The organism is Geodermatophilus sp. FMUSA9-8 (assembly GCF_037034165.1).
GTDB classification, from domain to species: Bacteria; Actinomycetota; Actinomycetes; order Mycobacteriales; family Geodermatophilaceae; genus Geodermatophilus; species Geodermatophilus nigrescens.
The window spans coordinates 767272-779955 of the sequence record NZ_JBAGKE010000001.1 but is presented as its reverse complement, the minus strand read 5'-3'; the positions used below and the strand labels follow the sequence as shown (position 1 = coordinate 779955).

The 12684-nt window shown below is 77.1% G+C and carries 14 protein-coding genes; 6 read left to right on the top strand and 8 right to left on the bottom strand.

Going from position 1 to position 12684, the window contains the following annotated elements; all coding sequences use genetic code 11:
• Window positions 1-20 precede the first annotated feature (20 nt).
• The gene (locus WA616_RS03795; protein ID WP_336027418.1) at window positions 21-866 is read left to right on the top strand and encodes an SDR family NAD(P)-dependent oxidoreductase; all 846 of its coding nucleotides are present in this window, start codon (window positions 21-23) and stop codon (window positions 864-866) included.
• Between the two features lie 6 nt (window positions 867-872).
• Here WA616_RS03795 and WA616_RS03790 read toward each other — a convergent pair whose 3' ends face one another.
• Entirely contained in the window at window positions 873-1361 is a 489-nt protein-coding gene (locus tag WA616_RS03790) for a hypothetical protein (protein WP_336027417.1), read from the bottom strand.
• Between the two features lie 130 nt (window positions 1362-1491).
• Between WA616_RS03790 and WA616_RS03785 the strand changes: the two genes are divergently transcribed.
• Window positions 1492-1797, top strand: a complete 306-nt coding sequence (locus tag WA616_RS03785) for a muconolactone Delta-isomerase family protein (protein ID WP_336027416.1) — start codon at window positions 1492-1494, stop codon at window positions 1795-1797.
• A gap of 13 nt (window positions 1798-1810) precedes the next feature.
• Here the strand turns inward: WA616_RS03785 and WA616_RS03780 are convergent, their stop codons facing one another.
• Both WA616_RS03780 and WA616_RS03775 read right to left on the bottom strand, forming a co-directional pair.
• Window positions 1811-2728, bottom strand: coding sequence for a nucleotide excision repair endonuclease (locus WA616_RS03780; protein WP_336027415.1), 918 nt, complete (start codon window positions 2726-2728; stop codon window positions 1811-1813).
• A gap of 70 nt (window positions 2729-2798) precedes the next feature.
• Window positions 2799-3530: an SDR family oxidoreductase gene (locus tag WA616_RS03775; protein WP_336027414.1), complete on the bottom strand. Its 732-nt coding sequence runs from the start codon at window positions 3528-3530 to the stop codon at window positions 2799-2801.
• Window positions 3531-3634: 104 nt separating this feature from the next.
• Here WA616_RS03775 and WA616_RS03770 point away from each other — a divergent pair, with 104 nt between their 5' ends.
• Window positions 3635-4480 (top strand): LysR family transcriptional regulator, encoded by an 846-nt coding sequence (locus tag WA616_RS03770; protein ID WP_336027413.1) that lies wholly within the window; start codon window positions 3635-3637, stop codon window positions 4478-4480.
• Between the two features lie 99 nt (window positions 4481-4579).
• On the opposite strand, the gene katG is transcribed toward WA616_RS03770, so the two are convergent.
• The 3 genes from katG to WA616_RS03755 are packed head-to-tail and all read right to left on the bottom strand — an operon-like array spanning window position 4580 to window position 7837.
• A complete protein-coding gene (katG, locus tag WA616_RS03765; protein WP_336027412.1) occupies window positions 4580-6856 on the bottom strand; it encodes a catalase/peroxidase HPI in 2277 nt (758 codons plus the stop codon).
• The gene (locus tag WA616_RS03760) at window positions 6853-7317 is read right to left on the bottom strand and encodes a Fur family transcriptional regulator (protein WP_336027411.1); all 465 of its coding nucleotides are present in this window, start codon (window positions 7315-7317) and stop codon (window positions 6853-6855) included. The genes katG and WA616_RS03760 overlap by 4 nt, the downstream gene beginning before the upstream one ends.
• 31 nt (window positions 7318-7348) lie before the next feature.
• Window positions 7349-7837 (bottom strand): VanZ family protein, encoded by a 489-nt coding sequence (locus WA616_RS03755; protein WP_336027410.1) that lies wholly within the window; start codon window positions 7835-7837, stop codon window positions 7349-7351.
• A 216-nt stretch (window positions 7838-8053) separates the two neighbouring features.
• Here WA616_RS03755 and WA616_RS03750 point away from each other — a divergent pair, with 216 nt between their 5' ends.
• Complete coding sequence (locus WA616_RS03750; protein WP_336027408.1) at window positions 8054-9211, top strand: 3-deoxy-7-phosphoheptulonate synthase; 1158 nt, start codon at window positions 8054-8056, stop codon at window positions 9209-9211.
• Window positions 9212-9217: 6 nt separating this feature from the next.
• On the opposite strand, the gene WA616_RS03745 is transcribed toward WA616_RS03750, so the two are convergent.
• Window positions 9218-10093, bottom strand: coding sequence for an alpha/beta fold hydrolase (locus WA616_RS03745; RefSeq protein WP_336027406.1), 876 nt, complete (start codon window positions 10091-10093; stop codon window positions 9218-9220).
• A 34-nt stretch (window positions 10094-10127) separates the two neighbouring features.
• Between WA616_RS03745 and WA616_RS03740 the strand changes: the two genes are divergently transcribed.
• Entirely contained in the window at window positions 10128-12047 is a 1920-nt protein-coding gene (locus WA616_RS03740; RefSeq protein WP_336027405.1) for an AfsR/SARP family transcriptional regulator, read from the top strand.
• Window positions 12048-12081: 34 nt separating this feature from the next.
• On the opposite strand, the gene WA616_RS03735 is transcribed toward WA616_RS03740, so the two are convergent.
• Window positions 12082-12285, bottom strand: a complete 204-nt coding sequence (locus tag WA616_RS03735; protein WP_073420226.1) for a zinc-ribbon domain-containing protein — start codon at window positions 12283-12285, stop codon at window positions 12082-12084.
• A 39-nt stretch (window positions 12286-12324) separates the two neighbouring features.
• Between WA616_RS03735 and WA616_RS03730 the strand changes: the two genes are divergently transcribed.
• The gene (locus WA616_RS03730) at window positions 12325-12681 is read left to right on the top strand and encodes a nuclear transport factor 2 family protein (protein ID WP_336027404.1); all 357 of its coding nucleotides are present in this window, start codon (window positions 12325-12327) and stop codon (window positions 12679-12681) included.
• Window positions 12682-12684 lie beyond the last annotated feature (3 nt).

Below are 12684 nucleotides of genomic sequence, written 5' to 3'. Positions count from 1 at the left end.
GCCCACCCGAGGAGGATCCCGTGTCCGAGCCCACCACCTGGTTCGTCACCGGAACGTCCCGCGGCCTCGGCCTGCAGCTCGTGCGCCAGGTGCTCGAGCGCGGCGACCGCGTCGCGGCCACCACCCGCTCCGCGGACCGGCTGACCGCCGCGCTCGACGACGTCGACACGTCGCGGCTGCTGCCGCTGGAGCTCGACCTCGCCGACGACCGGGCCGTCGCCGGCGCCGTCCGGGCCACGACCGAGCGCTTCGGCGGCCTCGACGTCGTGGTGAACAACGCCGGCTACGGCTTCCTCGCCGCCGTCGAGGAGGTCACCGACGCGGAGGCCCGCGCCATGTTCGACGTGCAGGTGTTCGGGGTGTGGAACGTGCTGCGCGCCGTCCTGCCCGTCCTGCGCGCGCAGGGCAGCGGGCACGTCGTCAACGTCTCCTCGATCCTCGGCCTGACCGCCTTCCCCGGCTGGGGCCTCTACTGCGCGGGCAAGTACGCGCTCGAGGGGCTCACCGAGTCGCTGGCCGCGGAGGTCGAGGGGCTCGGCATCCGGGTCACGCTGGTGGAGCCGGGTTACCTGCGGACGGACTTCCTGCGCCCGGTCTCGCTCGGCCTCCCGGCGGCGACCGCGTCCGGCTACGGGTCGATCCGGGAGATGACCGACGCACACCTGGCCATGCCGGGCACCCAGCTCGGCGACCCGGCCCGGGCGGCCGCCGCGATCATCGAGGTCACCGCCTCCGGCACCGCGCCGCTGCACCAGCTGCTCGGCTCGGACTCCCTCGCGCTGGCCACCTCCCGGGTCGAGGGCCTGGCGCGGGACATCGAGGCCGGCCGGGCGCTGGCGGTCACCACCGACCTCCCCGGGGAGTGAGGCCGGTCAGGCGGGGCCGGACGGCTCGGGCCAGCCGGCCAGGGTGCCGATCCAGGCGAGCGCCAGCCAGGCGCCCGTGAGCGTGCCGGTGCCGGAGCCGTCGGTGAGCTCGAGCCGCCACGGCGCGTCGGCCTGGCGCGGCCGGCGCGACCCGGTGGCCGGCACCGCGCGGACCACTCGCCAGGACCGGACGGGCAGCTCCCGCGGCGGCCGGCCCGGTGGCACCGCCCACACGCCCTCCCGCGAGGCCGCCACCGGCTCGGCCCGGGCGGAGTCGGGCCAGCGCAGCCGGACGGTGCCGAGGCCGAGATAGGCGGCCGGGTCCGCCGGCACGCTCCAGTCGGGGCGGCGCGCGCCCCCGGCGGCGTCGGCGCCCAGCGTCACCACGGCCGAGACGGCGTGCAGCAGGCCGCCGAGCACCCGCCCGGCGCGGCCCTCCGGTGGGACGTCCTCCACCCGCCACCGGACCAGGCCCCGCAGCTCCGCCTCCCCCACCGGGCCAGCGTGCCGCAGCCCGTGCGGCGGCGCCCGGCGTCTTGTCCGGGCGGCTGGGCGCGAGGACGCTGACGGCCACCCCGACGGCAGCGGCGCCTGCCCGGGCGCCGCCCGGACCCTGGAGCGCCCGATGCTGTTCCACGTCAGCTTCCGTGTCGACCACACCCGGCTCGACCGCGACGAGTTCTGGGACGAGTGGGAGCGGGAGACGCAGGCCGCGACCGGGGCGATGGAGGCCGGGGTCATCAAGAGCCTCTACAAGGTCGCCGGCCAGCGCCGCGTGATCGGCATCGTCGAGGTCGAGTCGCACGACCAGCTCGACCAGATCGTCATGGGAGCGCTGCCCATGGGACACCACCTCACGCTGGAGGAGGTGCTCCCGGTCCGGGAGTACACGGCCTTCGCCGAGGACGTGCGCCGGCGCTGGCGGTCCTGAGGCGCCGGCCCGCTCAGGTGACCGGCAGGGCGACCAGGCGGGCGGCCAGCTCGGCGTTGCGGCGGAGGAAGGGCCCCCAGCCCGCGGGCGCGCGCGTCCCGGCCGATGCGCGCGTGCAGGGCTCCTGGTCCCAGTCGCGCACCCGGCCGCCCCGGATGCGCAGCCGGACGAGCACCTCGCCGGTCCAGCCGGTGACGTCGCCGTCGGCCCGGTCCTCCGCCGCGGTGACCCGCTGCGGGGCCACCACCCACCGCAGCGCCTCGATCTCCTCCTGCAGGCGGGCGGCCGCCTCGTAGGCCTGCGCCCGCGCCGCGGTGTCGCGCCGGGCGGCCAGCGCCGCCACGGCCGCGTCGACGGCGGCCGGCTCCCGGTCGAGCACCGCGGTCAGCGCGGCGGCGAGCTCGGGCACCGGGGTGTCCCGGCCACCCCGGGCCCGCGCCAGCTCGCGCGCGGCGGCGCTGCCCGCCGCGCCGGCGTGCGCGAGCGGGTACACGCGGCCGAGCCCGGACACGGCCGCGCGCACCCGCCGGGCGCCGAGGTAGGGGCCGAACAGGCGCACGTCCGGTCCCGGCCGGGGATCGCAGACGACGTCGAGGCGCGGCGCGTCCGGGGAGGCGTCCAGCCGGATGCGGACGGGCACCTCCAGGCCGCCGGCGATGCGGTTCCACGGCGGCAGCGAGCGCTCCAGCAGGTTGCGCTCGGCCCATGCGGCCTCGTGCACCGAGTCGCACTCCAGCGCCTCGATCCGGGCCACCCGCCCGACCATCCGCCGCAGGTGCCGCCGGTCGCGCAGGTCGCCCCAGTAGGAGCCGACGCGCGAGCGCAGCGAGGTGGCCCGGCCGACGTAGAGCACGCGCCCGCCGCCGTCGCGGAAGCGGTAGACACCCGGGGCGGCCGGCAGGGCCGCGACGGCGTCCGGTCGGGCGGGCACGCGCCCATGGTGCGCACGCCACCGCCCTCCGTGACGGCGCCACGCCCCACGCGTCACGGGCGCCCCACGGTCACCAGGGAACGGTGCCGGCGTCCTCGAAGAACCCGCCCGTCGGCCCGCCGTCGGGCAGCGTGGCCAGCCGGATCGGCGTCGCCGCGCCCTGCTGGGGGGTGCGCACGCCGCGGAAGCCGTTGAGGTCGGTGGCGACGTAGCCGGGGCACGCGAGGTTGACGAGGATCCCCGTGCCGGCCAGCTCGCGGACGTACTGCACCGTCACCGCGTTGAGGAACGTCTTCGACGGCGAGTAGGCCACCGCGACCGGCCCGGTGGTGAGCTCGCCGTCGGGCCCGGACTGGCGGGTCAGCGACCCCACGCCGCTGGACACGTTGACGATCCGCGGCGACGGCGAGCGGCGCAGCAGCGGCAGCATCGCGTTGGTCACCCGGATCACCCCGAGCACGTTGGTCTCCACGACGGTCCGGACGACGTCGAGGTCGACGGTGGTCGGCCTCTGGTCCATGCCCCCGGTGATGCCGGCGTTGTTCACCAGCGCGTCCAGCCGGCCGAAGCGGTCGGCGAGCAGCTCGGCCGCGGCGGCGACGCTCGCGTCGTCGGTGACGTCCAGCGGCACGCCGACCGCGTCGACGCCGGCCGCCCGCAGCCGGGCCACCGCCTCCTCCCGGCGGGCGTCGTCGCGCGCCCCCACCCCCACGCGGTGGCCGAGGGCCCCGAGCCCCGCCGCGATCTCGTACCCGATGCCCTTGTTCGCGCCCGTGACCAGCACGGTCCTCGTCTCTGCCATGCCGTCGAGCCTCGGCGCGGGCGGCGCGGCCGTCCAACACCGTCTCGGTGCCGGCCGATACCGCGGCGGTATGGATCGGCGGGCTCCCGGCGTTGGACCGGGTCGTGGAGACGCGGGAGCTGCGCTACTTCGTCGCCGTCGCCGAGGAACTGCACTTCGGCCGGGCGGCGCAGCGGCTGGGCATCGCCCAGCCGCCCCTGTCCCGGGCGATCCGCGCGCTGGAGCGGCGCCTGGGCGCGGCGCTCCTGCACCGCACCAGCCGCTCGGTGGCCCTGACCGACGCCGGCACCGTCCTCCTGCGTGAGGCCCGCGCCGCCCTGGAGGCGGTGGAGGCCGCCGAGCACCGCACCCGCCGCGCCGTCGCGGACGCCGGCCGGCCGCAGGTCGTCCTCGCCACCAAGGCCGCCGCGTCGGTCGAGCTGCTGGCCAAGCTGCTGTCGGCCTACGCCGCGGAGCCCGGGTCCGTCCCGGTCGACGTCGTCCTGTGCGGCCCCGGCGAGCAGGGGCGGCTGCTGCGCACCGGGCGCGCCGACGTCGCCCTGCTGCACCGCCCCTTCGACGACACCACGGGACTCGACGTCGAGGAGCTGGTCACCGAGGGGCAGGTCGCGCTCCTGCCGGCCGGCCACCCCCTGTCGGCCCGGCGCGAGCTCCGGCTCGCCGACCTCGCCGACGTCCCCGACCTGCCGGCGCCGCGCTGGCCCGGCCCCGACGGCGGCTACGCACCCGGGCCCGGGCCGGAGGTGCACAGCCACACCCAGCTCCTGCAGCTGGTCTCGCTCGGCCGCACGCACGTCGTGCTGCCCGACTCCGTCCGCGCCCAGCTGCACGACGACGTCGTCGCCGTGCCGGTCGTGGACGCCGAGGAGGTCACCACGCTCGTCGCCTGGCCGCCGCACAGCCGGTCGCGGTCCGTCGCCGACCTGGTGCGCACCGCGCTGCGGCTCTGAGCCGGCGCTCCGTCCCCCGGGACGCCCCCGGGGCGACCCCGGACGCGCGGGTGCCCCGGCCCGCGCACGCGGACCGGGGCACCCGGAGGGGAGGAGCGACTACCGCAGGTCGAAGCGGTCGAGCTCCATGACCTTCGTCCACGCGGCGACGAAGTCGCGCACGAACAGCTCCGCCGCGTCGTCGGAGGAGTAGACCTCGACGATGCCGCGGAGGATCGAGTTCGAGCCGAACACGAGGTCGGCCGCGGTGGCGGTGCGCACGACGGCGCCGTCGGCGTCGACCGCCTCGTAGACGTCCTCGGAGTCGGCCGACGTCCGCCACTGCACGCCCAGGTCGAGCAGGGTGCGGAAGAAGTCCTGCGACAGGACGCCGACCCGCTCGGTGAACACGCCGTGCCGCGTGCCGCCGCTGTTCGCGCCCAGCACCCGCAGGCCGCCGACCAGCGTCGTCATCTCCTTGGCCGACAGGTCGAGCATGTAGGCCTTGTCGACGAGCATCGTCTCCGGGGCGAGCTTGCTGCCCGGCTTGACCCAGTTGCGGAACCCGTCGGCGCGCGGCTCGAGCCACTTCATGCCGTCGGTGTCGGTGGTCTCCTGGGTCGCGTCGGTGCGGCCCGGCGAGAACGGCACGGTGACCGGCACGCCGGCGTCCGCCGCAGCCTTCTCCACGGCCGCGGAGCCGCCGAGGACGACGAGGTCGGCGAAGGAGACCCGCTTGCCGGTCTCGCGCTCGAACTCCTCCTTGACCCGCTCGATCACCGGGATCACGTCGGCGACGCCCTCGTTGACCGCCCAGCCGACCTGCGGCTCGAGCCGGAGGCGGCCGCCGTTGGCGCCGCCGCGCTTGTCGGTCTTGCGGAACGACGACGCCGCCGCCCACGCGGTGGACACCAGCTGCGGGACCGTCAGGCCCGAGGCCAGCAGGCGGGCCTTGAGGTCGGCGATCTCCGCCTCGCCGACCAGCTCGTGGTCGACGGCGGGCACCGGGTCCTGCCAGAGCAGGTCCTCGGCCGGGACGTCCGGGCCGAGGTAGCGGCTCTTCGGGCCCATGTCGCGGTGCAGCAGCTTGAACCAGGCCCGCGCGTACTGGTCGGCGAAGTACTCCGGGTCGGCGTGGAAGCGCTCGGAGATGGCGCGGAACTCCGGGTCCTTGATCAGCGCCATGTCGGCCGTCGTCATCATCGGCGGGTTCTTCTTGCCCGCGATGTGCGCGTCGGGCACGAGCTCCTGCGCCTCGGGGTTGCTCGGCTGCCACTGCTTGGCGCCGGCCGGGCTGCGGGTCAGCTCCCAGTCGTAGCCGAACAGCGTGTCGAAGTAGCCGTTGTCCCACTGGGTGGGGTTGGGGGTCCAGGCGCCCTCGAGACCGCTGGTGATGGTGTCGGCGCCCTTGCCGGTGCCGTTCTGGTTGATCCAGCCCAGGCCGTTGCCGTGCACCGGGCAGCCCTCGGGCTCCGGGCCGACCAGCGAGGGGTCGCCGCCGCCGTGCGTCTTGCCGAAGGTGTGGCCGCCGGCGATGAGCGCGACGGTCTCCTCGCTGTTCATGCCCATCCGGCTGAAGGTGACGCGGATGTCGTGCGCCGAGGCGACCGGGTCCGCGCTGCCCTTCGGGCCCTCCGGGTTGACGTAGATCAGGCCCATGGTGACCGCGGCGAGGTTGCCCTCCTCGAGGTCGAGCGGGTCGTCGCCGGCGTAGCGCTCGTCGCCGAGCCAGGTGTCCTCCGGGCCCCAGAAGATCTCGTCGGGCTGCCACGTGTCCTCGCGGCCGAAGGCGAAGCCGAAGGTGGGCAGGCCCATGTCGTCGTGGGCCACGTTGCCGGCGAGCACCAGCAGGTCGGCCCAGGACAGGCGGCGCCCGTACTTCTGCTTGATCGGCAGCAGCAGGCGGCGGGCCTTGTCGAGGTTGGCGTTGTCCGGCCAGCTGTTGAGCGGGGCGAAGCGCTGCCCGCCCTCGCCGCCGCCACCGCGGCCGTCGGCCATGCGGTACGTGCCGGCGGCGTGCCACGACATGCGGATGAACAGCGGGCCGTAGTGGCCCCAGTCGGCCGGCCACCACTCCTGCGAGGTGCGCATGACCTCGACGAGGTCGCGCTTGACCGCCTCGACGTCGAGCTTCGCGAACTCGGCCTTGTAGTCCAGGCCGGCGAGCGGGTCGGAGTCCGGCGAGGTCTTGGTCAGCACCGTGAGGTCGACCTGGTTGGGCCACCAGTCGCGGTTGCTGCGCGGGCGGTGGCCGGTCTCGTTGACCGGAGAGGGGATGACCGGGTTCTGGCTCTCGCTGGCCGGGCTCTCGGTCTCGTACGTGCCGACCGGGCTGGTCGTGGTGTCGTACGGCTTGGGCTCGTTGGCGCCCGCGGTGTCCTCGGGACTGGTGCTCACGGCGTACCTCTCTGTGCTCGGGTGTCGGGCAGGTCGGCCGGGGTCGTCGCGCAGGACCGGCAGCGGCCCCAGTAGAAGACCTCGGCGGAGTCGACGAGGAAGCCCCCGCCGACCGGGGGAGTGAGGCAGAGGACGTCGCCGGTGGCGCCGTCCACGTCGGTGATGGCGCCGCAGGAGCGGCAGACCAGGTGGTGGTGGTCGTCGCCCACCCGCGCCTCGTAGCGGGCGAGCGAGCCCTGCGGCTGGATGCGCCGCACGAGGCCGCGCTCGGTGAGGACGGCGAGGACGTCGTAGACCGCCTGGTGCGACACCGCGCCGAGCCGGGCGCGGGCGGCGGCGATCAGCGTCTCGGTGTCGACGTGCGGGTGCGCGTGCACGGCATCGAGCACGGCCAGGCGGGGACGGGTGACCCGCAGGCCCGCCGAGCGCAGCACGCGTTCGAGCTCCGCGGCGTCCGGCACGGCGCCATCCTCACGGCTTTCCTTGAACGAGTCAAGAACGCCGGGCGGCCAGCGCGGTCGTGCCCACGGCCAGGGCGGCGGCCAGCGCCGCCCCGGCGGCGTTCATCGCGAGGTCGTTCGTGTCGCACGAGCGGCCGAGCGCCGGGAGCGCGGCCTGCACCGCCTCGACGGCGGCCGACGCCCCCACCGCGGCGAGCAGCACCGCCACCGGACGCCGGGTGGCCAGGGCGGCGAAGAAGACCGCCGGGACGAACAGCGCGACGTTGGCGAGCAGTTCGACGCTGCCCGAGGACGGCAGGGAGAGCTGCACCGCGCACGTCTCGAACGCGCGCCGCGGGGTGGGCGTCAGGGTCAGCGCGGCCACCGCCAGCAGGGCCAGCAGCGCCAGCGCCGCCGGCGCACGGCGGTCGTGCGGCCGGCGGCGCAGCAGCAGCCACCCGGTGCCCGTGCAGCCCGCGAGCACGAGGAGCAGCGCCACCGGCACGAGCGCCGCGTGCTCGACCAGGGACGTCGTGACCATCGCGACCGGGGACGGTAGGGCGGCGGGCCCGCTCCGCCCGGGAGCCCGGCCGGGACGCGCCGCGCATGTGGTTGGCTCGACGGCTGCACCGACCGACCCGGCCGCGCTCCCCGCGCGGCGCAGCCGCACCGCCCGAGGAGCCCCCCGATCCCCGCTGACCAGATCCTGGCCGAGGCGACGCGGGTCGCCGACCTGCTGCTCGACGTCCAGACCCGCGTGAACGCCCAGATCGACGCCACGCTCGCCGAGCTGCTGCCCGGCGTGCAGCGGCAGGTCGGCGTCGGGCCGGAGGACGCCGCCGACGTCACCGGGCTGGTCAACGCGCGGATCACCGGCCTGAGCGTCGTCGTCACCCCGGCCGCGGTGGCCGCCGTCGTGCCGCTGACCGCGGCGTCCGCGGCGACGACGGCGGCCGGCCGGCGGGCGATGACCGACGTCGTCACCGGCTCCGACGACCGGCTGGCCGTCATCGCCGGCCCGTGCTCGATCCACGACCCGGCCGCGGCGCTGGAGTACGCCGGCTTCCTCGCCCGCATGCGCGAGCGGCACGGCGCCGACCTCGAGATCGTCATGCGCACCTACACCGAGAAGCCGCGCACCGAGGTCGACTGGAAGGGCTTCGCCTACGACCCGTTCCTCGACGGGTCGAGCCGGATCAGCGTCGGCCTGGTCGCCACCCGCATGCTCATGGGCGCGATCACCGGCCTCGGCGTCCCGGTGGCGGCCGAGCCGCTCAACGCGCTCACCCCGCAGTACGTCAACGGCCTGGTCACCTACAACGGCGTCGGGGCGCGCAACGTCACCGACCAGACCGCGCGCGAGCGGGTGTCGGGCTTCTCCTCCGTCGTCGGGTTCAAGAACTCGCCCGAGGGCAGCGTCGACTCGGCGATCTCCGCGGTGCTCACCGCCCGCGCCCCGCACGAGTTCCTGGGCGTCGACTCCCACGGGGTGTCCGCGCAGCTGTCGACGACCGGCAACGACACCGGCCACGTCATCCTGCGCGGCACCGCCGAGGGCCCCAACTACTCCGCCGAGCACGTCGCCGACACCCGGCGCCGGCTGGCCGCGCGCGGGCTGCCCGAGGTGCTCGTCGTCGACGCCTCGCACGGCAACAGCCGCAAGGACCACCGCCGCCAGCCCGCCGTCGTCGCCGACCTCGCCGGCCAGGTCGCCGGCGGGGAGCGCGCGATCCGCGGCGTGATGATCGAGAGCTTCCTGGCCGAGGGCCGCCAGGACCTCGACCAGGCGCACCCCGAGCGGCTGGAGTACGGCGTGAGCGTCACCGACTCCTGCGTCGACCTGCCCACCACCGAGGCCCTGCTCGACGAGCTGGCGGCGGCCGCCCGGGCCCGGCGGGCCGCGACCGCCGGCTGAGCCGGGTCAGCGCGCGAGCAGGTCGCGGAGCGCCCCGACGACGACGTCCGGCGCCTCCTCGGCCATGAAGTGGCCGGCCGCGACGGTGCGGTGGTCGAGGTCGGGCGCCCACGCCCGCCACAGCGCCGCCGCGTCGAAGCCGAGCGCGGCGCCCCAGTCCTGCTGCAGCACGGTCACCGGCATGGTCAGCCGGCGGCCGGCCGCGCGGTCGGCGGCGTCGTGCTCGAGGTCGACGCCGGCGCTGGCCCGGTAGTCGGCCACGATCGAGCGCACCCGCTCCCGCGAGGCGCGCAGGTACTCGGCGCGCACGTCCGCGGGGAAGAGGCCCTCCCGGCCCCAGCCGTCGAGGAACGAGCCGAAGAAGGCGTCGGCGGTGGCGGTGATCATCGCCTCGGGCAGGCCCGGCGGCTGGGCCATCAGGTAGAGGTGCCAGGCCACCGACGCCCGCACGCCGGAGAGGATGTCCCAGGAGTCGAGGGTCGGCAGCACGTCGAGGGAGCACAGGTGGGTGACGGCGTCGGGGGAGTCCAGGCCCGCGCGCACCGCCACCAGGGCGCCGCGGTCGTGGCCGGCCAGGGCGAAGCGCTCGTGACCCAGCGCGCGGGCGGCGGCCACGACGTCGGCGGCCATCGTGCGCGCGCTGTAGGTGTCCGGGCCGGTGGCCCCGGGGGCGTCGCTGGCGCCGTAGCCGCGCAGGTCGGGACAGATCACGGTGCGGTCGGCGGCCAGCGCCGGGGCCACGAGCCGCCACATGAGCGAGGTCTGCGGGAAGCCGTGCAGCAGCACCAGCGCGGGGCCGCTGCCGAGCACCGCGACCGACAGCTCGACGCCGTCGGTGCCGGGGACGCGGGTGCGGGTGGAGCCGGGGATGTCGGGGGTCATGCCGGCCACCCTCGGCGCGGCCGATGAGCGATCGATGAGCGCGACGTCGATGAGCGCGACGTGGATCGGCGTGCTCGGGCCCGTCGAGGCCCGGGACGCCGGCGGCCGGCCGCTGCCCCTGGGCGGGCCGCGGCACCGCGAGCTGCTGGCCCGCCTCGTGGTCGCCCGCGGCCGCGTCGTCCCGGTGCCGGTGCTCGTCGACGACCTGTGGGACGTCCCGCCCGACGGCGCGGTCGCCGCCGTGCGCACCTTCGTCGCGGCGCTGCGCCGCGCCCTGGAGCCCGACCGCCCGCCGCGCACGCCGGCCCGGCTGCTGGTCACCGAGGGCCCGGGCTACGCGCTGCGCGGCGTCGCGGTGGACGCCTGGGACGTCGAGCGCACGCTGTCCGGCCCCGCGGACCTGCCCGCCCTGGAGACGGTGCTGGCCGCCTGGCGCGGCCCGGCGCTCGCCGACGTCGGCGACCGGCCGTGGGCGGCGCCCGACCGCGCCCGGTGGGCCGAGCTGCACGCCACCGCCGTCGAGCGGTCGGCCGCCGCCCTGCTCGACCTCGACCGGCCGGCCGACGCCGTCGCGCGGCTGGACGCGCACGTCACGGGCTCGCCGTGGCGGGAGGAGGGCTGGCGGCTGCTCGCGCTGGCCCTCTACCGCGCCGGCCGGGCGCCGGACGCCCTCGCCGTGCTGCGCCGCGCCCGCGCCCGGCTGGCGGGCGAGCTCGGCCTCGACCCGGGGCGGCGGCTCGCCGACCTGGAGGCGCGGGTGCTGCGGCGCGACCCGGGGCTGGACCGGCGCGCCGAGGACACCGTGTGGGCGCGGGCCGCCCGCAGCTGGGAGGGCGCCGTCGCGCCGGGCTCGCGGGCGCGGCTGGAGACGTCGGTGACGCTGCTGCGCGCCCTCGCCGTCAGCGGCGCGGCGGGGCTCACCGCCGCCCGCGAGCAGCGCCTGGCCACCGTCGCCGCGGCGGAGGAGACCGGCGACCCGCTGCTGGTCGCCCGCGTCGTCGGCAGCTTCGACGTCCCCTCGGTGTGGCCGCGCTCCGACGACCCGGAGGGCTCGGCCCGGCTCGTCGCCGCGGCGGAGCGGGCGCTGGCCCGGCTGCCGGAGGACGCCCCCGCCCCGCTGCGCGCCCGGCTGCTCACCACGGTCGCGGTGGAGTCCCGCGGGCTGCCCGGCGACCGCGGGCCCGCCGCCGCCCGCGCCGCCGAGGTCATCGCCCGCGTGACCGGCGACCCCGCGCTGCTCGCCTCCGCGCTCGGGGCGGTCTACCTGCACACCTGCGACCGCGCCGGGCTCGCCGCCACCCGCGACGCGACCGGCGCGGAGGTGGTCGCGCTCGCGGAACGGGCCGGCCTCGACGACGCCCTCGTCCTCGGCCACCTCGTGCGGCTGCAGGCCCGCACCGCGCTCGGCGACCTCGACGGCGCCGCCGGGCACGCCGCGGTCCTCGACTCCCTCGCCGTCGCCGGGGAGCGGCCGCTGGCCGCGGTGTTCACCGCGGCGTGGCGGGCGCTGCGGGCCGTGGCCGGCGGCGGCCCGGAGGACGTGCTGCGCGCCGCGCTGGAGCGGGTGGCCGGCTCCGGGATGCCCGGGGTGGCCGCCGGCCTGGTGCCGCTGGCGCTGACCTGCCTGCGGGTCGCCCGCGGCGAGCCCGCGCGCGAGGAGGGCGACGCCGGCCCGTACGCGCCCTGGGTGCGGCCGCACGTGCTGCTCGCGGCCGGCCGCGACGCGGAGGCCGCCGAGGCGGTCGCGGCCCTGCGCGGGCTGCCCGGGCCGCCGCCCGGGCTCCTGCTGGAGGCGCTGTGGGTGCTCGCCGGGCGGGCCGCCGTCGCGACCGGCGACCGGGACCTAGCCGCGCGGGCGGCGCGGGCGCTGCGGCCGGCCGCGGGGGAGCTCGCCGCCGGGAGCGGCCTGCTCACCGCCGGGCCGGTCGACGCGACCCTGGCGCTGCTCGGGTGAGCCCGGCTCCGACGGCTCGGACCAGCACGGCGGCTCAGACCTGCACGGCGGTGCCGCAGACCCCGCACACCTCCAGCGTCTCCCGCCGCCACCGGGCGACCGGCACGAAGAACAGCGAGAACTGGCGGAACTGCCGGATGCGCGTCCACTGCGTCGTGTTGCCGCAGCGCGGGCAGGTGCGGACCTCGCCCGGCCCGAGGACCTTCTGCTTGGTGCCGAACCCGAAGAGGAGGAACATCCCGCCAGCGTAGGGACCCGACCGCGGGAGGACCGGACCGTGACCACACCCCGGGAGGTCGCCGAGGCCTTCTCCCGCCACCGCTTCCGGGACGTCTACGACGCCCTCGCGCCCGCCGTCGTGTGGACGGCGGTCGGCCAGGGCCGCACCGAGGGCCGGCAGGCGGTGGTCGACGCCTGCGAGGCGGCGCTGGCCGAGCTGGCGGGCACCGACGTCGCGTTCTCCCGCTTCGTGTCGGTGGCCGACGGCGACACCGCCGCGGTCGACGTCGTGGCCCGCTACACCGCACCCGACGGCGGGCTGTCGGTGGTGTCCTCCTGCGACGTCTACGAGTTCCGGGACGGCGCGCTCGCCGCGATCACCTCCTACGCGGTCGAGCTCGGGACTCCCGGCTGACGC